This is a genomic window from Paenibacillus sp. J31R109 (assembly GCF_059692055.1).
In genome coordinates, this window is sequence record NZ_JCAUAR010000018.1 from 84,084 (window position 1) to 106,288 (window position 22,205).

At 45.1% G+C, this 22,205-nt stretch carries 20 protein-coding genes and 1 pseudogene; 15 read left to right on the plus strand and 6 right to left on the minus strand.

The window, feature by feature from the left end; translation table 11 throughout:
- Positions 1 to 89: 89 nt before the first annotated feature.
- The 3 genes from AC58QT_RS29945 to AC58QT_RS29955 form a co-directional block, all read right to left on the minus strand.
- A complete protein-coding gene (locus AC58QT_RS29945) occupies positions 90 to 1,091 on the minus strand; it encodes a metallophosphoesterase family protein (RefSeq protein ID WP_497412175.1) in 1,002 nt (333 codons plus the stop codon).
- Positions 1,092 to 1,103: 12 nt separating this feature from the next.
- Positions 1,104 to 1,247: a hypothetical protein gene (locus AC58QT_RS29950; protein WP_497412176.1), complete on the minus strand. Its 144-nt coding sequence runs from the start codon at positions 1,245 to 1,247 to the stop codon at positions 1,104 to 1,106.
- Positions 1,248 to 1,368: 121 nt separating this feature from the next.
- On the minus strand, positions 1,369 to 2,181 hold the full coding sequence (locus AC58QT_RS29955; protein ID WP_497412177.1) for a helix-turn-helix domain-containing protein: 813 nt from the start codon (positions 2,179 to 2,181) through the stop codon (positions 1,369 to 1,371).
- 129 nt (positions 2,182 to 2,310) lie between these two features.
- On the opposite strand from AC58QT_RS29955, the gene AC58QT_RS29960 reads away from it, so the two are divergent.
- Together AC58QT_RS29960 and AC58QT_RS29965 are read left to right on the plus strand one after the other, a co-directional pair.
- Positions 2,311 to 3,042 (plus strand): hypothetical protein, encoded by a 732-nt coding sequence (locus AC58QT_RS29960; protein WP_497412178.1) that lies wholly within the window; start codon positions 2,311 to 2,313, stop codon positions 3,040 to 3,042.
- A 22-nt stretch (positions 3,043 to 3,064) separates the two neighbouring features.
- On the plus strand, positions 3,065 to 4,954 hold the full coding sequence (locus AC58QT_RS29965; protein ID WP_497412179.1) for a golvesin C-terminal-like domain-containing protein: 1,890 nt from the start codon (positions 3,065 to 3,067) through the stop codon (positions 4,952 to 4,954).
- 28 nt (positions 4,955 to 4,982) lie between these two features.
- Here the strand turns inward: AC58QT_RS29965 and AC58QT_RS29970 are convergent, their stop codons facing one another.
- Positions 4,983 to 6,383: an extracellular solute-binding protein gene (locus AC58QT_RS29970; RefSeq protein WP_497412180.1), complete on the minus strand. Its 1,401-nt coding sequence runs from the start codon at positions 6,381 to 6,383 to the stop codon at positions 4,983 to 4,985.
- Between the two features lie 185 nt (positions 6,384 to 6,568).
- Between AC58QT_RS29970 and AC58QT_RS29975 the strand changes: the two genes are divergently transcribed.
- The 9 genes from AC58QT_RS29975 to AC58QT_RS30015 all read left to right on the plus strand — a co-directional run bounded on the left by AC58QT_RS29975 (position 6,569) and on the right by AC58QT_RS30015 (position 18,057).
- On the plus strand, positions 6,569 to 7,498 hold the full coding sequence (locus AC58QT_RS29975; RefSeq protein ID WP_310224317.1) for an ABC transporter permease: 930 nt from the start codon (positions 6,569 to 6,571) through the stop codon (positions 7,496 to 7,498).
- 15 nt (positions 7,499 to 7,513) lie between these two features.
- Positions 7,514 to 8,401, plus strand: a complete 888-nt coding sequence (locus AC58QT_RS29980; RefSeq protein WP_310224319.1) for a carbohydrate ABC transporter permease — start codon at positions 7,514 to 7,516, stop codon at positions 8,399 to 8,401.
- Between the two features lie 132 nt (positions 8,402 to 8,533).
- Positions 8,534 to 10,156 carry a type 2 periplasmic-binding domain-containing protein gene (locus tag AC58QT_RS29985; RefSeq protein WP_497412181.1) on the plus strand — a complete coding sequence of 541 codons (1,623 nt, stop codon included), beginning with the start codon at positions 8,534 to 8,536 and terminating at the stop codon, positions 10,154 to 10,156.
- A gap of 151 nt (positions 10,157 to 10,307) precedes the next feature.
- Positions 10,308 to 11,558 carry a DegT/DnrJ/EryC1/StrS family aminotransferase gene (locus tag AC58QT_RS29990; RefSeq protein ID WP_497412182.1) on the plus strand — a complete coding sequence of 417 codons (1,251 nt, stop codon included), beginning with the start codon at positions 10,308 to 10,310 and terminating at the stop codon, positions 11,556 to 11,558.
- A 27-nt stretch (positions 11,559 to 11,585) separates the two neighbouring features.
- Positions 11,586 to 13,316: a polysaccharide deacetylase family protein gene (locus AC58QT_RS29995; RefSeq protein WP_497412183.1), complete on the plus strand. Its 1,731-nt coding sequence runs from the start codon at positions 11,586 to 11,588 to the stop codon at positions 13,314 to 13,316.
- A 17-nt stretch (positions 13,317 to 13,333) separates the two neighbouring features.
- Positions 13,334 to 14,551 carry a DegT/DnrJ/EryC1/StrS family aminotransferase gene (locus AC58QT_RS30000; protein ID WP_497412184.1) on the plus strand — a complete coding sequence of 406 codons (1,218 nt, stop codon included), beginning with the start codon at positions 13,334 to 13,336 and terminating at the stop codon, positions 14,549 to 14,551.
- An 18-nt stretch (positions 14,552 to 14,569) separates the two neighbouring features.
- Entirely contained in the window at positions 14,570 to 15,838 is a 1,269-nt protein-coding gene (locus AC58QT_RS30005) for a neutral/alkaline non-lysosomal ceramidase N-terminal domain-containing protein (protein ID WP_497412185.1), read from the plus strand.
- A 482-nt stretch (positions 15,839 to 16,320) separates the two neighbouring features.
- Complete coding sequence (locus tag AC58QT_RS30010; protein ID WP_497412186.1) at positions 16,321 to 16,845, plus strand: hypothetical protein; 525 nt, start codon at positions 16,321 to 16,323, stop codon at positions 16,843 to 16,845.
- Positions 16,846 to 16,962: 117 nt separating this feature from the next.
- Positions 16,963 to 18,057, plus strand: coding sequence for an HD-GYP domain-containing protein (locus tag AC58QT_RS30015; RefSeq protein ID WP_497412187.1), 1,095 nt, complete (start codon positions 16,963 to 16,965; stop codon positions 18,055 to 18,057).
- Here the strand turns inward: AC58QT_RS30015 and AC58QT_RS30020 are convergent.
- Positions 18,054 to 18,458 carry a CBS domain-containing protein gene (locus AC58QT_RS30020; protein ID WP_497412188.1) on the minus strand — a complete coding sequence of 135 codons (405 nt, stop codon included), beginning with the start codon at positions 18,456 to 18,458 and terminating at the stop codon, positions 18,054 to 18,056. The two genes, AC58QT_RS30015 and AC58QT_RS30020, sit on opposite strands and share 4 nt — an antisense overlap.
- Before the next feature lie 144 nt (positions 18,459 to 18,602).
- Here AC58QT_RS30020 and AC58QT_RS30025 point away from each other — a divergent pair, with 144 nt between their 5' ends.
- Complete coding sequence (locus AC58QT_RS30025; RefSeq protein WP_497412189.1) at positions 18,603 to 19,091, plus strand: DinB family protein; 489 nt, start codon at positions 18,603 to 18,605, stop codon at positions 19,089 to 19,091.
- Positions 19,092 to 19,115: 24 nt separating this feature from the next.
- Here the strand turns inward: AC58QT_RS30025 and AC58QT_RS30030 are convergent, their stop codons facing one another.
- A complete protein-coding gene (locus tag AC58QT_RS30030) occupies positions 19,116 to 19,442 on the minus strand; it encodes a hypothetical protein (protein ID WP_497412190.1) in 327 nt (108 codons plus the stop codon).
- Positions 19,443 to 19,818: 376 nt separating this feature from the next.
- Between AC58QT_RS30030 and AC58QT_RS30035 the strand changes: the two genes are divergently transcribed.
- From AC58QT_RS30035 to AC58QT_RS30045, 3 genes and pseudogenes are all read left to right on the plus strand, one after another.
- Positions 19,819 to 21,108 carry a DUF4309 domain-containing protein gene (locus AC58QT_RS30035; protein ID WP_497412191.1) on the plus strand — a complete coding sequence of 430 codons (1,290 nt, stop codon included), beginning with the start codon at positions 19,819 to 19,821 and terminating at the stop codon, positions 21,106 to 21,108.
- 94 nt (positions 21,109 to 21,202) lie between these two features.
- Positions 21,203 to 21,847: a DUF2238 domain-containing protein gene (locus AC58QT_RS30040; protein ID WP_497412192.1), complete on the plus strand. Its 645-nt coding sequence runs from the start codon at positions 21,203 to 21,205 to the stop codon at positions 21,845 to 21,847.
- A gap of 18 nt (positions 21,848 to 21,865) precedes the next feature.
- Positions 21,866 to 22,144, plus strand: a pseudogene (locus AC58QT_RS30045) (zinc-binding dehydrogenase); the annotation flags it as partial.
- Positions 22,145 to 22,205: the final 61 nt, after the last annotated feature.

The following is a 22,205-nucleotide window of genomic DNA, read 5'->3' on the forward strand; positions in this document are numbered from 1 at the left end:
TTCTTATTTTAACTGGAAATAAAGTGATGGTAACGTTAGTTCAAGTAGTTGCGTCATTTAAGGTCTTTTGAGACGGCCACTTGTTTACGTTAAAGACTTACCGTGAAATCAGCTTCGCTGATCCAGGCTTTCCCCTGAAAATCGCGCCCGCGTATATGCACGCGATTGTCGTATACGTCGATGAGCAAACCTTCCGAACGATTCCCTTGAATCAATTGGTCATTACTGTCATACGGATAGCTCACCGACGAACTATTGACCATGGTAAACACATCCCTGATCAGCGTAGTGGGCAATCGCAACTCCCAATGGGTATGCCCCGTGAAAAAGATGACTTCCGGATATTGCGATAAAATTCGCTTTAATTCGTCCTTTTGGACAACTCCACGCGGCTGGCTGCCAGATACCGTACCTTGCAGAGGCTGATGCAGAAAGACGAAGAGAGGTCTGCCTTTGATATGGTTTTCTTGGAGCTTGCTTTGCAGCCAGCTTAATTGAGCAGGGGACAGCCAGGCATCTTCGCCATTCGATGGAGCGGATTGACGATACTGTTCAGATCCTAGATAAATAAAATGATAGCCTTGGATCCAACGATCGTAATACAAACCAGGCATTCCTGTGCTGGACAGGTATCTTGCGATAGAAGCTTGTACCGATTCACCATTCGGGAACGTACTTGGCGACCAATCACCAGCCAGGTTGTAATAGGCTTTATAAAAATCATGGTTGCCGATCGTGTAGCTGATTTGCTTGGGCAAGGGATGCTTCTGCATAATCGAAGTTAACATGGCATAGTCATTCGAACGTCCGTCACCAAGGTCTCCGTTGATCACTAAGGCGTCCAGTCCAAAGTTCAAGCTATTCAGATCATCTAAAGCAGCGCCCAATTTACGATGAGCTGTCGTATCCCAGTATTGAACATGAACATCACTAACCACGGAAAAACGTAAGCGTGGCGATTGATCAGCAGCTTTACGCAGTTCGTTAGCTAGACGGAGAATTTCGTCCTTTTCCGATTGGGATTTGACGAAGTTCAACCGCGGTTGAAGAAATGAATCTATGAGGGTACTAGCATCATTGTCTCGCAGCACCTGAACCTCCCCCTAATCTTGAGATTGTCCTGAAGCTTCTCTTAACGCATTGGCCAGTCGGTGAATTTCATCCTTATCTTCCTGGGAAGTGACGAAGAACCACATCGGACTCAAAAAGGTCTCAATAATTTTGTTAGCATCTTCTGGGCTTAACATACGCATCGCCTCCCGCAATCTAGTTGTCCAACTAGTACTAGCATATGTAGCTTTCGTCTCGTACGAAATGAGCAAGACGCACATTTTATCCGATCATAGATTGAGAGGGAGCTATCAGCATCTAGCGGTGGAGCTTCCGATATTGTGAAGGACTCATTTTCATATGATGGCTGAAGACACGACTGAAATAATATCCGCTTGTATATCCGCAGGCTTCTGCTATTTTTTCCAGGGTCAAGGTTGTTTCTTGTAATAGAATTTTTCCTTTTTGAATGCGGATGGATGTCATGTAATGGATGGGCGTCATGCCATAATATTTGTGAAACCGTCGGGAAAACTGAACTGAGCTAAGCCCTACGCGCTCAGCAATATTCATGACAGTGATCGTGGTAAACATCTCTTGATGCAACAATATGCGTGCTTGTTCCATTAATGGATCCGCTTTGATTAACAAATTTTGCTCCATATTAATTTCGTTAAAATACGAGAATAGTAGATTGGCTAGTATAATGTTGCGCCATTGACAGGAAATGGGGTCAATTCGTTCTTCAAGCAAACGTAAATTGGCATAATTGTGCAGCAGTTGGTTCATGTTTTGAAATGAAATTTTACCAGTTGGCATGGTCGTTTGCATGGAGGGCAGTTGTTTGGCGGCTGGCGCTTCTTCCCAAGTAAAAGAAATGAAGTGAAAGGTGAGTGGTTCTATCAGGTGGCGAGTCACAGGAACATCGGGTGGGCAGAAAACAATATCACCAAATCTCGCAATATCTCGATGTGCGCCAATTTCAAAGGAGAAAGAACCATCTTCTAAGGCGAACAGCGTCCAAGACGAGTAATGATCCGTTTCCAGGAGAAAATGTGTCTTTTTTTTCCAATAGGTGTAGTCGTTAATTATAGGGAAAAAAGCTTTACTTGCGGTAGCTTCAATCTTCACGATCGTCCCACCTTAATGTGAAATTTTAGATATGTTTGGAGTCAGTTTTGTGTATTTTCATGCGTATGCGGGTCCATTACAATTGATGTAGGCGTTTTCAAACCGAAGGAAGTGATGAGGTGCTAATCGATGAAAGGTCGAATTAAGTTCATGCTAGCCCTAGGAATCGTACTTCTATTGTCATTGGCTTGGGCCCACTATGGAAAGGTCATGAGTAAGCAGCTTGCCCCTCTTCTGACCATCAATGGCACGCCCATCGAAGAAAAAGAATTTAACTTATTTTTGGATCAGCAAAGGTCGAAAGTGTTCGGCTATTTTCATGACAAATATGGGGTGAATGATCACCCGAATTTCTGGCAGACGTCCTACAGCGGGGAAATACCAATCGAAATGGCGAAGCAATTGGCGCTTAAGGAACTGAATACTGTGAAAGTTCAACAGCTTTTAGCCAAAGAGAATGGACTTCTGGACGATGTGAGTTACTCAACGTTTTTAACCCAATTCACGCTAGAAAATGCACGGAGACAGAAGGCGGTACAGCAGAAGCAAGTCATTTACGGTCCTGTGCAATACGACGAATGGGGGTATTATACCTACCATTTTACCAATATGGTTAATCAGTTGAAAAGTGAATTAGCCACACAGGAGCCTGAGATGTCAGAGCAAGAAGCAGTGGATTTGTATGCAGTCTTGAAGGAGCGAATCTATAAAAAAGAGGATGGAGGATATCGAACCTTGGAAGAGGTTAGAGAGGATTTGAAGATGAGATTGGCAGAAGATCGTTATCTGAGAAAGGTGGAGCTGTTGATACAACAGGCGGTCATTAAGATTAATGATAATGCTTACAAGGCGATGAAATAAACGATACGAGGAGCTGATCGTGATGAAATCGAAGCGAAAAATGAGTCTCGTTTGGACATGTTTAGCTGTGTTGCTTTTTGGTTTGCTGCCTTTGTGGAATGTTCCGGCAGCAATGGCGGTTGGATCGACTTATTACGTGGATTCCGCCGGCGGCTCGGATACGAACAACGGATTAAGCGCAACGACGGCATGGCAGCACTTATCCAAGGTCAACGCGACCACGTTCGCGGCTGGGGATACGATTTTATTGAAATCAGGCGGCTCTTGGAGCGAGCAATTATCCCCTAAGGGAAGCGGGACCTCCGGCAATCCAATAAAGATTGATAAATACGGCACAGGCAATAAACCTGTTATTAGCTATAACATCGCTGCGGTAAGAGCTTCAGGCGGGGAATTTAACAGCAATGGCGCTGTGTTTTTGAAAAATCAAGATTATTGGGAAGTCAGCAATTTGGATGTGACTAATAATTTGGGAAATGGCGTTACTGTGCTTAACTTTAATGGCGGAAATAAGAACTATATTAGGTTGCGGAACCTTAACGTGCATGATACGGCGAAGAATGGAATTCTGCTCAGCTCAGACGGAACGACAGCAAGTAAATGGAACGATGTCATCATCGAAATTAACACCATTACCAATGCAGGTGATCAGGCTGGGATACGTACAGAGGCGAATTCTGTTGCTACGCGGAGCACGAATTTAATCATCAGATCCAACTCCATTACGAATACGAAGTATGACGGCATCGTTGTGACAGACTCGACGTCGCCATTAATTGAGTACAATGTATTGAATGGGGCTGGGACAGCGGCAACTGGCTGCATTGCAGGAATTTGGAACTATACAACGAGCAATGCTGTCTTTCAGTTCAATGAGTCTTTTAACGTGAAAAATACGAATGGATTATGTGATCGCCAAGGCTTCGATGCTGATATAGACACAACCTCTACGATATTCCAATATAACTATAGCCATAACAATGCGGGCGGGTTTTTGCTAGTAATGCCGAACGCGACGAATGTCGTGGTTCGTTTCAACATGATCATGGAAGCTGGCTTCGGAGGCGGGACGACGGGTGCTGTGACAGCTTATAATAATACGATCTTTGTGCCTGCGAATGCAGTGAATCCAGCAGTTACCTCAAGTTCAAGTACGGCCAATATGCTGGCAACAGGACCTTCTAAGAACAACATCGTCTACAGGGCTGGAACCGTAGGTGCCTTGCCGTCCGATGGCGCCTCTAAGACGAATAATCTCATCTACGGCATTACGCTTCCTTCCGGATACAATAGTACCAACATTTCGGCTGACCCTTTATTTGTCGGGCCGCTTCCAACAACGCTGCCGAATGGCATAGCCAGTCTTGGCGCATTCAAGCTGCAAGCGAGTTCGCCTGCGATCAATACAGGTGTGTTAATGGCTTCCAACGGCGGAAGAGACTATTTCGGAGCTTCGGTGTCAAGCAGCAATGCACCTAATATCGGGGCGGATAACACCTATAATGGTGTTGGTAGCTCCATCATCGTGGATAACGGCACAACGGGATATACCGAGCTTTCGGGGACATTCGGCGATAGTTCTTTATTCGGATATAACAACTCATCGACGCGCTATTCCTTTACACCGGGAGCTAGTGTGAAATGGACACCGACACTTGCTGCAGGTACGTATAAGGTTTCGATATATCGGATCGTGTATCCGACGAGTGACAACAATGCACAGATCCGAGTGAACTCCGCTGCCGGACTTTCCAGTCCGATTTCCGTGGATTATACAACAGGAAGCAATGGGTGGTACACACTCGGCAATTTCACATTTACAGCAGGAACTAGCGGTTATGTGACGAATTCTTTCAGTGGGAATACGGCGAAAAACCTTCGCGCAGATGCGGTGAAATTTGAATTGCAATAAGGAAATGACAAACGCAAGCCTAACTCAGCTAGGCTTGCGTTTGTTTATCAACTGCATTTTTCTTGCGAGGTGATAACAACTTATACAGACGCTGAGCACACTGTTCAGCTGACTCCATGCCTTCCCAGTAGAGCATCAATTCATTGTTCACTTCCAACATTCGTTGATTATTCGTGATCGTTTCATGCTGGTAGTAAGCTTCACGCAATTGCCCGTCCGAGATATGGAGCGACTCCAAATCCTGGCGATCCCAATGCCGCTCATTGATTGGATGTAGCACCGAAAGGAAGCGGGACTTGCCAATTTTGTCTTGTACATCCGGATGACAAGCTGTTTGTAGAAACTGTATGGCCAACTCACGCTCCGTACTGGCGGCATGAACCATCAGCGCATTGGCGATGAGCAGCGTTTTGGGCGTATCGCCGAACGCCATCGGTGCAAACTTGGGCTCGAAGGGGAGCTTATCGCCAAACCCAGCCAGCTCGATCGTCGTCGTCAGCATCATGGCGACTTGCTCACTCTGAAACGCTACACGATGCAGCTGCAGATGGGAGAGCAGGGCGCTCCGTTTGCGATAAATCATATCGTGCATGAACGTGAGCGTATCTAACAAGGCTTGCTTGTTCGGCTTGTTGTAGTCAACCCCGTTCTGCATGGCAATCACATTCCAACGGTTAAGCGTGGAAGGCAGCGAAAAGCCATAATTATCAATGATGCCGTCCTCATTTGTATCAAAAGTCAGCTGACCAGCTGTCTGAATAAAGGCCTCTTTGTTCCAACCTGGACCCGGTGGAGCAACGTTATATTTGTCGAACATTCGTGGATTATACGCAAGACAAATGCTCGAAAATGTCACAGGTATCGCCTTCACATTGCCGTCCTTGCGGAATCCGTTAAGCAGATTGGGGTACATACTGGTTAATTCAGGCTCCATGATACGATCTAAACTAACGAAATCATCCATCGACTTGAGTTCTTGAAAGATCCCGTCTGTAATGATGCAGATGTCGGGCTGAATGCCCATTTCAATGCACCTATTCACGGATTCCCAGAATTGAGCGAGTGGAAAGCTTAGCAATTTAATGTCAACGTCAGGATAATGTTGTTCGAACGTTTGGCAAATGAACGGCAAGCAATGATCGACAAAGTAAGAGGGCGTAATGGTCAAAATACGCAGCACTTTCCGCTTTGATTTCTGAACGGTAACGTTAGGCGAGACGAAAGTTCCCAGTCCGGCCTTCTTAACAACAAGCCCTTCCTTCAGCAGAAGGTCAAGCGATTTACGAACAGAGCTGCGGCTAAGCTCGTAATATTTGCTTAATTCATTTTCCGACATGAGAAACTCATCCTTCTTGATAAAGCCAGAAAGAATTTGTTCCCGAAGGATGTCGGTCAATGATGAATAAATATATTGGTCCTTTTTTCTCATATCGGATTCGCCACCTATTTGCGCAGTTGTATGTATTCTAAACAATATTTGGAAAATATACAACAGAAAAAAAGCGGGACGACATCAGGTTTTTGGTCAATTTAAAGACAATATTTAAACATGTATAGTACTTGTATTTTTTTGCCTTTGAAAATATAATGAGATTGTAAACGGGGGGTGACCACATGGCTTACATCGCCAGTATAAAGTCAAATCGTGTTATTCGAAAAGTATATCGCTATCGGTGGTTTTACCTGTTAATGGCCCCAGGCCTCCTGTACTTCCTCATCTTCCGGTATATCCCGATGGCAGGCTTGCTTGTCGCATTCAAAGATTACAGCGTCACCAAAGGAATCTGGGATAGTCCCTGGGTCGGTTGGCGCAACTTCGAGACTATCTTTCAATCACCTGACTTCCTTCGCCTCATGACCAACACACTCCTCATCAGTGTCTACCGACTCGTCTTCAATCTACTTCCTGATTTAATTCTCGCCTTACTTCTCAATGAAATTCGCGTTGGCTGGTTCAAAAAGATCGTACAGACCATCACCTATGGACCTTATTTCTTATCATGGGTTATCGTTTACGGTCTGGTATACTCCTTTTTCTCTCCAGGCACAGGGCTTTTCACCACTTTTTATCAAAATATGGGGTGGGGCGAACTCAATGTGCTTGCCAATTCGGACTTCTTCCGGCCGCTTATTATTCTCACTGACATTTGGCGGAATACAGGTTTCGGTGCAATCTTCTTCTTAGCTGCACTTGCCACCATTAATCCAGAGCTGTATGAAGCTGCGGTTGTGGATGGGGCAGGTCGTTGGAAACAAATATGGCACGTTACACTGCCAGGCGTCCGCGAAGTATTCATCCTGCTGCTAATCTTGCGGCTTGGTTCGATTTTAGATGCAGGCTTCGATCAAATTTATGTGTTCCTCAATGCACGGGTAACGAATGTGGGCGATATTTTGGATACGTGGATCTTCCGCCGACTCGTTGAGCAGAGCGACTTTAGCGTACCTGCTGCGATGGGCGTCTTTAAATCAGTTATTGGGTTTGTGCTCGTCATTGGCGCTAACCGTATCGCCAAAAAATTTGGTGGTTCAGGCATCTATTAAAAGGGGGTGGAACATGTGTCCTATGCGGTACATAAGACCAAGTCGGATCGCGTCATTGATGTTAGCATTTATTCCATTCTTACCATCGGGTGCTTAACCGCGATCATCCCGTTGTACTTCGTATTTATTGAATCGATTACCCCATATAAAGAACTAATACGTAATGGCGGCTTCGTTCTTTTTCCAGATGAATTGACGCTGCAAGCCTATAAAGCGATATTCAGCTCCAAGCTCGTGCCTGATGCTCTGAAGATTTCAGTATTTATTACAATCGTCGGTACATTCTTGAGTCTGCTCGTCACCACTTGTTTGGCATATCCTCTTTCTAAAAAGGAAGTGCCTGGCGCCAGATTTTTTCTGCTCGCGATCGTGTTCACGATGTTGTTTAACGGTGGTATTGTTCCTACGTATCTCGTCGTTAAGGGAATGGGGCTTATTAATTCAGTCTGGTCGCTCATTATTCCAACTCTCGTATCTCCGTTCTACATGTTTATCATGCGTACGTATTTCATTAATTTCCCATCAGAGGTTGAAGAATCAGCGAGAGTGGACGGGTGTGGTGATATCCGAACGTTATTCCAACTTGTCATCCCATTATCGATGCCGATTATTGTTACAATTGGATTGTTTTATGGCGTTATTCAATGGAATTCATATTTCAATGCCATCTTGTATTTATCCGACAGACATTTGTATCCGATTCAAGTCATTCTCCGCAACATGATCGTGACCTCCAGTGTAAGCCAAGAGTTGAACACGAATCCTTCGGTTATTCAAACATTGCCACCAGACACCATTCGCATGGCGACGGTTGTGGTGACGACACTGCCGTTACTGGCGATCTATCCGTTTATCCAAAAATATTTCATAAAAGGAATGCTAGTCGGTTCCATCAAAGGGTAGCGGTTTGTGACCTACTCGGTGCAAAATGCAACACCCATGAAAGGAGTGATGCCTTGTCTAGCTGCTTATCAGTCACAATTTCAAACGGTGTAATGTTGTGAATGAATCGAGTACAAATGGGAGGTCGTTTGCATGAACATGCGTAAACAGGTAGCATTCGGCGTAGTCGTAAGCTTGGTCGTATTAAGTGCTTGTTCGAAAGATGAAACAACACCATCACCGTCGGCTTCAACAGCCGCCTCTGCGGCACCTGCAACTGCTGCACCTACGAAAGCACCGCCGATGACGTTGAATTGGTTAACTTACGTTCCAACCAATGATGTATCATTGCCATCGGCGGACAAAGATTATATTCGCCAGGCCATTGAACAAAAGTTCAACGTCAAGCTCAATATGGAGTACGGCGTTCCGGGTGAAGATATGAAGACGAAAATCAACTTGAAAATCACCTCAGGCGCAACCCCTGATATGTTCCAAGCCGACGGCGCGCAAACGAATCAATTTATTCTTGATAAAGCGGTCGCCGATCTGACCCCTTATGTGAATCCACAAACGATGCCTAACTATTACAAGTGGGTAACCCCTGAAATTATTCAACGCTATCAAGTGCAAGATGTCTTCATGCGTGCTCCCGTACCTTATGAGAAACAGCTGTATCAATCCTATTATGTGCGTAAAGACTGGCTGGATAAGGTCGGTTTGAAGGTGCCGACGAATTATGACGAAATGATCAATGTCATGAAAGCATTTACGTTTAACGATCCAGATGGCAATGGTAAAAATGACACGTACGGTTTCACTACGACCGGCAGCGGTGTCGGGGTGTCGAAGCAATTCCCGGAATGGTATAAAAATGGCCTAGGCATCGATCTTTGGTACGATCAAAAGAATGGTGAATATGTCGATCCGCAATCCGATATTCGGGCAGGGAAAGTACTCGATGATATTCGGGCAACCATCGCGCTCAAAATCGTAGACCCCGACTGGTTCTTAGCAAAACCTGGGCAAGAGTTTGAAAAAGTTCAAGCTGGTAAAGTTGGCATTTTCCAGGGCTCGCTGCGTACAGTGGCCTTTGATAACGTAGCAACGAGCGTGAAGAAGAAAACGGTTGATATTACTGGCGTCAAAACGGCGGACTTTGTACCATTCCATATTTCGCCGGAATCTGTTAACTTTGCAGCGTTGCCAGGTGTGCCATTCTTGTTTGGCGCTAAAACAGCTCCAGAAAAAATCAAGAAAAGCATTGAGATCATGGACTGGTTAGCAAGCCCAGAAGGCTACTTGTTGTCACACTATGGGAAAGAAGGCACGAACTATACGAAAAATGGCAATACGATCACACTTATTCCTGACGCCATTACGAAAGACAATCAAGCAAACGGCAATTTCTTCGATGTGTATAGCTCCATCTTTGCCTATGGCGTTCAAGATCCAAGTCCAATCGGTCTGACCATTATAGATCCGCGTGAAACGGACCATGACCGCGCTATTATTGCAATCCTGAAAACCTACAAGTATCCAGTACTCGGCTCAAACGTCTCACCTCCGACAGGTTATGATATCGGTGCTTTCCGTACACAAATGCGTGCGTATATGGTGAAAGTTCTCTTCGAAGAGAAGGATTCAAGCAACTGGCCAAAATATCGGAAAGAACTGATGACGACGTACAAAGGTAAAGAAATTTTTGATAACTACGCGAAGACCCTTTCGCAAGTATTTAAAACACCTGTCGTCTTTAAGTCCGAGAATCCGTAATTCAAAGTATCTTTAAACGGTAGTAAGTCTATCTCGCATGCCTCCCGTGTATTCAGGGTGAATCACGGAGGCGTGCTGTGATTTTATATCTGATAATTCCTATTGAAATATAGATGAATATATCCTATATCAACATGAAAGAAGGTTTGGCATGGACAAAGAACAATTGGCCATTCTCGGTGGAAGCAAAAGTAAGACGACGCCATTTGGAACTGGCAAGCGATTTGGGGAGGAAGAGGTCAAAGAGTTAGTCGAAGCGCTTGAGCAAAATACACTCTTTTACCATTCGGGCCGCAAAGTAAAGCAGTTTCTTGAACGTTTTAATACGCTTTATGGAGTTACGCACAGTGTCGCCACCTCATCGGGCACAGCAGCGCTGCATGTTGCCATCGGTTCGGCGGGCATAAGCGTTGGGGATGAAGTCATTACAAGCCCGATCACAGATGCGGGCTCCGTTATCGGCATTTTATATCAAAATGCAATCCCTGTATTCGCTGATTTGGATCCGCACACGTACAATATGACGGCGGAGACGATTGGAGCGCGCATCACGCCTAGGACGAAAGCCATTGTTGTCGTACATTTAGCTGGCAATCCAGCAGATATGGATCCGATCATGGAAGTCGCGCGCGAGCATGGATTAATCGTCATTGAAGATTGTGCGCAAAGCTACATGACCTATTACAAAGGTCGCTTAGTCGGCACGATTGGGGATTATGGCTGTTTTAGCACGAATGATTACAAGCACATCTCGACAGGAGATGGCGGTATTGTCGTTGTGAATTCCCAAGACGAGACGGATTTTCAACGCACACATGCGTTTGCGGACAAAAATTACAGCCGTTTCGGTAATCAGGTTAATCGCGATATGGGATTGCTTGCTCCGAATTACCGGATGACGGAACTTCAAGGTGCTGTAGGCGTTGCGCAGATTGCCAAATTAACGTGGATTTGTGACCAACGGAATCGCTACGGTGACCAAATTACCGCTGGTATTCAGGGGATTCCTGGCATCATGCCACACGAAGTGACGGTAGATAGTCGGTGTACGTATTGGTTCTACATGTTCACCGTTGATCCTGACGTATTCTCATGTACAAGAGATGAATTCGCCAAGGCGCTGCAAGCGGAAGGCATTGATTGCTCCGCTGGCTATATTGCTAAGCCTGTCTATATGCAGCCTTTGTTTCTGAATCAGGAAGCGTATACAGGCAGTCATTTTCCATTTGATCTTACAGATATTGAATATCGTGAGGGGCTATGTCCTGCAGCCGAGCACATATTGAAGAGTGCGATTCGCTTGCCTGTCAATGAGTTTTTTACGGAGCAAGATCGGGATGAGGTCATTGCCGGTATTCGTAAAGTGGCTGCCCATTACAAGAAGTCGGAGTTGAAAGTGTAGTCACCGACAGCGGATGGAGGAAACGAGATGAAGATAGCCAAAGTCGGTGTGCTCGTGGAACGCGAAGCAGCTGAACGTAAATGGAAATATGGACTGAACGTTTTTGAAAAATATGTGGAAGAAATACTGCATCATGTTGGTATGCCATTTGAAACGGTATCCCAGTTGGATGCGGGCAGTCTGCTGCCATACGATATATTGATTGTTGCATGCGCGCAAGAGAGTGGCGCGAAAGCTTCGATTTTATGGGATTATGCGGAGCAAGGCGGCACAATAATTAGCTATGCGGGATGCAACGCGATAGCCCTTCAGCTTGGTTATATCCAGACAGGAGAAGCTGGAATCGGTTATGCAGAAATTGAGCCTACAAGCGATAAACAGCCTGGTTCACTGCGCTATTTGTCAGCTGTTCCATGGACAGATGCAGGCGAATGTAGTCCTGACATAGCGACATTGGCTCCGTATCAGTCCACTGGCAAGATTAAGCAGGGGCAGCCTGATGGTCCAGATCTAGGCGCTGCACTTCAGAAGTTTAACATCGGGCAAGGTTATCTGCATCGCTGGTCGGTTAATATTCCGCATACAATCGTGCACATGCAGCAAGGGACAGGGCCTATTCTGGATGATGGCCCACCGGCAGCGGATGGAAGCGCGAACGTGAATGAGGATATATTAAAAGCGGACGATCGCATCGCAATGGATTGGACATTTGATCGCGTTTTGACCGAAACAGGCATCCCTTATTTCCCATGGCCATATGCGGATTATTGGCGTGAAGCACTGTTGAAGCATGTTTTGCAATGTGCGTTGGATAAAGGTTTGACACTGCCGTTTACTGGGTATTGGCCAGATGGCATCCAACATATCGCGATGATTTCGCACGATAGTGATGCCAATAAAGATGAACATGCCGTTGCAGCCTTGCAACTGCTGACCGAATGTCAAATTCAAACAACGTGGTGCATGCTTGAACCCGGCTACGGCGGCACGATCTATGAACAAGTCAAACAAGCAGGTCATGAACTCGCCTTTCACTATAATGCCTTAGAGAAGGACAATGGCTTTTGGGATGCACAAGAGTTTGATCGTCAAGTAAGTTGGGTAAAGCAAGCCGTTGGGATGGACCATATTACGACGAACAAAAACCATTACACGCGTGCGGAAGGCTGGGGCGAGCTGTTCCAGTGGCTTGAACGGAACGGGATTCCGAGCGACCAAACGCGAGGGCCTAGTAAAAAGGGAAATGTTGGCTACTTATTTGGCACTTGTCATCCGTATTTTCCAATCGCTTTATTTGATGAGAAAAATCGGTTCTACGATGTGCTTGAGATTGGGTTCTTAACACAGGATCTCGATCTAGGACATTTGGCGGACAATACAGTCATTGAACCTTTTCTGGAACAGGCGATTGCGGTGAATGGTGCTGCGCATTTTCTGTTTCATCAGATTCACATTTATACGCGTGAGGAAGTTCGGAACGTTATTCGGATACTGGTGTCTAAAGCGGAAGAACTGGGCTTCACGTTCTGGACGTCGAAACAAATTCAAGATTGGACGCGCTTACGCCGCTCTGTTCAGATTACCGCTTGCGAGGATAACGGAAGTGTGAAGCTTTTAGCAAATCATCCCGTTGATGGACTTGTCGTTTGGGTGCCCATGCAGACTTCGGAAGCATTCTTACCTCATGAAGGACATGAGCAGCATTTTGGCCTTCCATGCCGTAAAATTGTCCTACAGGCGCATGTAGATGTTTCATAAAAGGAAGAGGTGAGGATATGGAGAAGCTAGCATTAGCCGTGGATGGCGGGACGCCGGTTCGAATAGATGAATTCCCGAAATGGCCGATATTCGGGCAACTGGAAGAGCAGCTAATTCTCGAGGTTGTTCGTTCTGGGAAATGGGGAGGTACGGGCGTCGTCCATTCGCCTGAATATACGCCTAAGCTCCCTGAGATGGAGCATAAATTCGCGGAATTGCACCAGGCAGCGCATGCTATTAGTGTTGTAAATGGTACGGTCGCCATTACGGTAGCGCTGCAAGCAGCTGGTGTTAAGCCAGGAGATGAAGTCATCGTGCCGCCTTACACGTTTATTGCTACGGCTGCGGCTGCACTTGCCTATGGGGCTGTTCCTGTCTTTGTAGATATCGAGGAGGATACACTCCTGCTCGATCCGGAGAAGCTGTCAGGAGCTATCACGTCTCGAACGAAAGCGATCGTCCCTGTTCACCTTGCTGGTGCACCAGCGAATATGAGTCGCATCAATGAAATAGCTGCTGCTCATAAGCTGCGCGTGATTGAAGATGCTGCTCAAGCCGTTGGTGCGAGCTGGGAAGGCCGCAGTGTAGGGGCTATCGGGGATTTCGGGACGTTCAGCTTGCAATCAAGCAAAAACCTGAATAGTGGTGAAGGAGGCATCATCCTCACCAATAACGATGAGCTGGCGGAAATTGCGTGGTCACTGTGCAATGTAGGCCGCTCACGAACGGGAGCTTGGTATCAGCACGATCGCATCGGGCAAAATTACCGGATGACTGAGCTGCAAGCATCCATCGTGCTTGCCCAGATGACGCGATTGGAAGAGCAGATGCAGCTCAGGGAAAAGAATGCGAAGCTGCTAACTGAACTTTTGAGCCGCATTGACGGGATTGTCGTGCTGAAATCGGATACACGTATCACACGACATGCACATCACTTGTATATGTTTCGTCTTGCTTCAGAAGTCACAGATCGAATTGAAAAGAATGACTTCATTCGTAAAGTGAATGCGGAAGGCATTCCTATCAGCGCTGGTTACGTTCCGCTAAATCGGAACGAAGCGATTGTGAAAGCTACGCGCGACATAACGGGTGTAGATCGTATCTATGCATGCCCAATCAGTGAAAGACTCAGTGACAAAGAAGTCCTGTGGCTTGGTCAGAATGTGCTGCTTGCGGATGAGCAAGCCATGCATGACATAGCGACAGCGATTCGAAAAGTGATGGCGTCGTATTAGGGCAAAGGATTGATGACGATGGTAACAAATCCGAAATCGACTTTTCGAGTTGGCGTTAGTAAAGTGGATATCACGCCTGCGTTTCCCGTGCCGCTTGCGGGTTTTGCCGTGCGAAGTGAGCTTGGTCCGTTCGAGGGCATTTCTCATCGCTTATATGCTCGTGTTTTTATCTTTGAATCGGGTGTAGAGCGGGCCGTGCTCATCTCTGCGGATTTGCTTTGGTGGGGCAGCGACCGAGTCCCGGCACTCAAGAGGCGAATTCACGAGCGATTCGGCATCGCGGAGGAGGCCGTTTTCCTGCATGGTACACATACGCATTCGGGTCCTCAAACGAGCAGTTTGTTTACGTCCTTCTTAGGCGTGATGGACAACAGCTACGTCGAGGACCTAGAAGCTCGCGTATTGGAAGGCATTGCTGAAGCGGTGCAAATGGTTGAACCTGTTCGAATTGAGCAAGGAAGCGGATCATCTCCGCTAGGGATCAATCGACGTGGTATTGCACATTCGCCGCCAGAAACGGGTCCTGTGGATCATGAGCTGCGTGTCGTTCGTTTCGTCAAAGAGGACGGGGGCACCAAAGGACTACTTGTCCATTACGCGTGCCACCCCGTTATTACCAGGGACAATTTGGTGTCATCGGAATATTCAGGAGTTGCCATGACGTTGGTGGAGCAAGCTGTTGGCGAAGAGGTAGTCGTTGCTTTTCTACAGGGAACTTGCGGTGATATCAATCCTGGGGATGGTAAGCAAGTCATACGTGGTAACAACGATGTAGTTGAGCGAGTCGGGATCGATTTTGCAGATTGTGTGCTTGAAACACTGCGTATGCGTTTGCGTCAAGCAGTCTCTTCTCATGTGGGATGGCGTAAGACAGTGATAGAACTTCCGCTAGCTGATCTTCCAAAACGTGATCAGTTAATGAAATCAGCCTTGAAGCCAGACGTGCTGGGTGAATGGAGCCGCCTCATGCTGGAGCGATATGACGATTTAACGCCTTACATACCGCTTGAGTTAACGGTATTGAAGCTCGCGGATAACCTCTCACTGCTTGGCATGAATGCTGAAGTCGTAGTCGATTACGGGTTGTTTATCAAGCGAATCACAGCTGGCAGCATGTTGCCAATCGGGTATACGAATGGCATGTTTGGCTACATCCCAACCGCTCAACAGCTGGAAGAAGGTGGCTATGAGACGCACGAATCGACCTTCTACTTTGCAATGCCTGCGAGCTTCGATCACAGTGTGGAGTTAACCGTGAAAGATGCCTTGCTGAAGCTGCTGACTTAAATAAGTCATCATATTTGAAACGAAGGTGTTCCTGCCATGTGCGCGGGAACATCTTTTTTTGACATAAATATATGTTTTGGGTTTTCGGGAAAGCAGCACTTACCTCTATTTTGGTTCCCATTCAGCATCTCGTTATGAGCAGAGAACTGCAAAAATACATCTTTTTAAGGAGAATAAAGCGTTTATCGAGGAATTGCTGCGAAAATACATCCTTTTTTACCGATACGCCGAAAAAAGGAAAATATGGTGGAAAAAGATGTACAATTGCATCTTTGCTAATAGATTTCGACTTTTCTAGTGGAAAAAGATGTAAATTCGCATCTTTTTTAGATTCTGACTTTCCAAGGACGGAGCAGTCGTATTTCTTACATCATGGGGTGCGTTTTCATCAGTTTAGATATATTTAAGAAATGGTTTACAACCAGTTAATCTCCATTGATTATCTTAGATGTAAGAAAGATGACAAGGGAGAATGTGGAACGATGAAAACCATGAGCTTGATGAATAAAAAGTGGCTATTAAGCCTGCACATTGTATTCTCAGCCATCATGATGGGGACAAGTGTCACGTTTCTCATTTTGAGTATAACCGCAGTAAGCACCCAAGATTCCGTCCTAGTACTTGCCTGTTATAAGGCCATGCATGTATTATCAGGAAGTTCTGTTCGCGCTTCGCTCATTGGGACAGTCGTAACAGGCGTGCTGCTCTCAGTAAGAACGCATTGGGGTTTGGTGAAATACAATTGGATTATTGTCAAAGAAATACTTACCCTAATTGCTGTGGTCCTAGGGCCTTTTGGCATGTACGTGTGGACATTGAAAGGAATTACATTACTAACGGATGTAGGTATAGAAGGCGCGAATCAAGGAGCTTATGTGACGAATACCGTGTATTTATTTATAGGCATTGGTCTCCAATTGCTTTCGTTACTGGCCATTTTTGTACTATCCGTATTTAAGCCTTGGGGCAAGAGGAAAGCGAGAAATAAAGTTGTAACAGATGTCTGATTTTGAGGGATTTTGCTTCAATCCTTGCAGTTCTTTCGACAGTTTTTTTGAATTTCACTCCGTATACTGAGAAAGAATACAGGGATCATAATGTATCTTTCGGCGGAGGTATAGACCATGATTATAGTTCCAACGACTCAATGCCAACCGGGCATGCGGATTGGTAAAGCCATTTTATCTGAACAAGGGCGAGTCATGATTGGATATGGCGTAGAACTTACACAATTCATGATAAGAAAGTTAGTCCTCATGGGACTTGACTTCTTGTATATTGAGGATAGAGAAACGGATGACATTACGATTGAAGAATCCATTCACGAAGAGACACGTGCATTGCTGCGAATCGTGTTGAGTAAAATTTTCAGCAAATTCAGTGCGACCTCATCTTTGCATGGTTCATCGAATTCGGTAGAAATCACCACTTTACTGTTTGAAGGTATCACTAGGGTGATTGAAGATATGAGAAAAGGGAGACACAATTTGGTCTCCCTTACGACTCTTAATATGGTTCCTGCTACTACGTTAGAACAACATTTTTGCCAAAATGCGATTCATGTTTGTGTCTATGCAACGAAGCTTGGTATGCTCCATGGATATTCTCAGAAAGAGTTAACGGAATTAGGACTAGGTGCGTTACTACATGACGTCGGTAACATTCAGCTTCCAGCAAAGCTATTATTAAGTCGTACGAAGCTTACAGCTAGCGAATTTGTGGAGATTCAGAAACATACTGAGTTAGGCTTTCATATGCTTAAAGAGGATATGGGCATTCCATTGTTGACTGCAATCTGTGCCTTACAGCATCATGAGCGAATTAACGGAAGTGGTTATCCGCATAACCTTCAAGGAACACAAATTCATGAATATGCGCGTTGGATCGGGATGCTCGATTCGTATGATGCGATGACCCATCCGAGAGCTTATCGGAATTCGATAGCGCCGCATTACGCGTTGGAAATCCTATATGCGAATGCCGGAACCTTATTTGATATCAAGAAAGTTACGGAATTCCGGAATAAAGTCGCCATTTTCCCAGTTGGACAAGGCGTGAAATTAAGCACGGGTGCACTCGGTGTTGTTTGCCGATATAATACGCACATTCCCTCTAGACCTGTCGTTAGAGTACTTACGAACGAGCGAGGTGAGAAGATCAAGTCACCTTTTGAAATTGACTTATCTTCCTCGCTTCATGTTATGATTGACTTGATTTAATCGGTAATATTTCTCGTATAATAGGCTATGATGTCCTTGCGTCGAATGATGCCGAGAAAAACACGGTCCCCATCAACAACGGGAACAAAATTCTGATCCGCAGCTAGTGCCAACATATCTTCCATATGGGCATGGATAGCGACGCACTCATTATAAATTCGTTTGCGGATATTCGTCACAGAAACTTCGTGCATATTATCGAAAGTCAGACCCGGAGTGCACTTCAGCTTCCATAACAAATCTCCTTCGGATAACGTGCCGACATATTTTCCTTCCTCATCAATAATCGGAATCGCTGTGTAATGGCAGGCTTCCAGCCGCTCTATCGCTTCTTTCATCGAAGCTGATGTCGTTAGGTAGGAGACTTTGTCCTTAGGTAACAAAAACGATTTAATTTCCACTTTGTATCTCTCCTTTACATCTAAAATACTTTCACTATTTAATTAAAACATAAATTCGTCATGAAAGTGTGAAATGGAAGGGTGTAATAACTGGAAATTGAAAATTATTTTTAGGGTGGAAGTCCTAATACCTTGGAGGTAATTATGCTGACAAGTGTGAAACTTGTACTACTTGATCAATTAGCTGCATGCCATAATGATGAGAGTTGGTTCAAATCTTCGACAAAAATCTTATCGGATATCTCTATAGATGAGGCTGCTTGGAAAGCAGAGGATAACTCGCAATCCATCTGGGAGATCACGAATCACCTCATATTTTGGAATGAGATGTGGTTAAATCGCTTCGTAAAAGATGTTCCGTTTGAAGAAAGTGGCATAGCCAATATCGAAACATTCGATACAGGCCAATATCAAGATGAAGAGCATTGGAAGGCGTCAATACTGAAGTTAAGCGATGGTTTCGAGCTTTGGCGTGAGGCCATTACGAGTTGTGAGGATGAGAAATTGGAGAAAAGATTACCCTTCTACTTCGAAGCACCGTGGTGGGGTGTGATTTCGAATCTATGTATCCATAACGCGTATCATATCGGACAAATCATGCTGTTGAAAAAGCAAATACAAAATAGAATGTAATGCTATAGGCGCTTGTAAAAGCGCCTATTTATTTGGATTACGATGTTTAGCTTTATGTTGCAACCAAAAATCAGGCGGCACATAGTTGATTAGTGAATAATCTAACTCATGACCTGAATCAGTGGATAATTGAACTAGCAGCATATCTTTTTTATTTTCAGGTCGAAGATCTCCCGTTTTAATCGTAATCACTTCAACGCCATCACGCTTAGGATTACCCACGATAACGATTTGATTTCCTTTTGTATATACCGCTGTAACCTCCGTTTGAAAAACCACGAGATACATATCGAGAGCCGTCTCATTTTGAAACATGTCCATCTGAAAACCCATTTCTGTCTCGAAATTCATCCAATTCGAAAGTCCCAATATCATAAGTGGGAAAGAGGCGATGAGAGGCATAATAAATGCGAGAAGGTAGGTAACTCCATCTACCACCCCAATAGGTACTATGCCAGTGCGGCTCATAGACAGGTCTAATATAAGCAGGTTTACTTGTCATGCGTTTAAAAGAAATTTGGTTATCTTTATGAATGATATCGCCCAGGGATACCGTATGTTTCGGATACCGTACATTTCGACACCTCAAGGCTATTGTGATACAAACATGGTGGATTTATGTAAGGGGGAATTGCAGCTTAAAATTTGAAAACCACAGAACATTCACTACACTGTTTACGTCTAACTAATTGGAAATATCTGGTGGGTGAAAGAGGGGGGGATATAGATGCCAACAAAATATCTGCTTGTGGTTCTATGTGCATTGGTAATAGGCGGTGGTGTGGGGTATTCAGTCTCGAATTTTAGAATTCCAAAAGAAGTGAAGATATCGGTTAGTCCGAGTCCAACGCCTTATAAGGGGAACACAGCCTCCCCAAATCCCGTTGTAGCAATTTCCAAATTGCAGGATAGGGATAGGTTGTTACAACAGCTTTCAAGAGTTCACGATAGCATAGTCGGGTATGAATACACAGAAGATCAACGCAAGGTACTTCAGGCCGATCCTGAAAATAAAGATTATGTCCACGTGCTGCAGAAATTCGTTCAGACACAGTTGAAGAAGGAAATTATGAACTTTCAAACGATAGGTAAACCTCAAAATCCACGTTCCTTGCTGGTTACCACTGCGGATCAAGTTGCTTATATGGTCACAATGAGAAAAGATTATACCCATGATGGCATATGGCTCATTCACGCGTGTACGGATTATACACCTGGAGAGAATTCGATGCCCGACTTCTATACACGAATTTCATTAGCTCAAGCTCCGGTTGAAGTGAAGACATGGGCGGAAACAATCTTGAAGCAGCCTGAGTGGAAAAAGGAATATCAAACCTTCGGTGATCGAACTTATGCTTTAATCAAGTCCTCCTCGTCGTACTCTGATTCCGTGGAGTTGGAAGATGTATTGGTTTCAGCGGGAGAAGCTATGATTGCGTATCAGTCGTATCAATATGGCGCGGGAAGTGATGAGGATTTAATCAACGATTACGTATTGTTAGAAATAAAAGGTTTTGATCTAAGGGAGGTAAACTTCCAGAATACGTACAGTAACTTTTCAATGGTCGATGGCAAGGAGCCCGTGCCTGGTGATGCAAGTTCGATTGCTCATTTGACAAAAAAGATCGTGCTTAATCCGAAGTTTTTGGAGATAGCCGCTACGGGGAAAATTGTTGGTGTTGAATTTGGTATCGGAGCCGCGGAGAATGAAGTGATAGCCAAATGGGGTAAACCTCATGAAGTGGGAACGAGGCAAGTCGAATTTCAGCGATGGCATCACTATCAATTGTACTTCTGGCCGCCAGATCAACGAATCGGTGCCATTCGGGTACTTGGTGCGGCGGTTGATTACAGCTTACCTGAGGTGAAAAAAGCTTTAGGAATGCCAAGTAGTGAGATCAATGGTGAAGATGGTGTCTGGGGCTTACATTACCGAGTAGGTGCTTACGAATTGTACATTAATGCGGCGACCAAAGACGGGCAGGTTGAATCCCTGATGTTAAAAATGAAACCGTAGTCGTGTAAGCACGTTGACTTCATGTATATCTAGCGGGGATCCTTGTCAACACTAGATGCACGAACCTAACTAAAAATGAAGGTCGCCTGCTACTATGCTGACGAAACATGATGTATCATTTTCACGTAATTGGCCTCTGCATGTGATGCTTGTCATTTACTTCGCTTACTTTGTAATCACAGCCATTTCACCAACACAGCGTATGCAATGGCTGATGGAGAGCTTGCTTCCAGTGGCCGTTGTATTGGTTCTAGCGTTCACTTATCATGTTTTCAAATTCTCAAATTTATCGTATCTGTGCATGTTTATCTTTCTCTGCTTGCACACCTACGGAGCTCATTATACGTACCAAGCCACACCTTTTGATACCTGGCTGAAAGCAACGATGGGTACTCAGCGAAGTTACTATGATCGGGTCGTTCATTTCGCATTCGGACTGTTCTGGGCCTATCCCTTCCGCGAATTGCTTACCCGGGTCGCTATCAAGCGGGGCTTCTGGTCATATGCCATTACTACAGTAGTTGTCCTTGGGATTAGCGCCTTTTTTGAAATTGTAGAAATGGGTGCAGCCTATGCGGTTGAGAAATACGGAGAAGAATACGTGGGCATGCAGGGAGATGTATTCGATTCTAATAAAGACATGGGGCTTGCGTTGGCTGGAGCGCTTGTAACACTCGGAATTCTGGCTTATGTGATATGGCGAACTAAAAGTGATAAATTAAAGCTGGATGAAGGGTAACCCTGCAAACGAGCTTTAAATCCGAAAGGCCAATATGTGATGGTGGGAGGTCCGATGCATCGGATTTTGCAAGTCATGTTATTGGGACCCTTGATTTCAATGTTTGGCACGAAGAAAATGGGACTCCTGTTGCACAAGCCAAATAAGAAGGATCAGAATGAACTAATGGAACTAAGAGCGGCGGGGAAAATCGTGCCTGTCATGGATCGGCATTACCCCTTGGGTGATGTAGCTCAAGCTCTTCATTATTTTGGTGAAGGTCGTCACGTGGGGAAGATTATGATTCATGTCAAATAAATGGGAAGCTACGAAATGATAAGAGGCCGTTTCAAAAAGTCTAGATCGACTTTTTGAAACG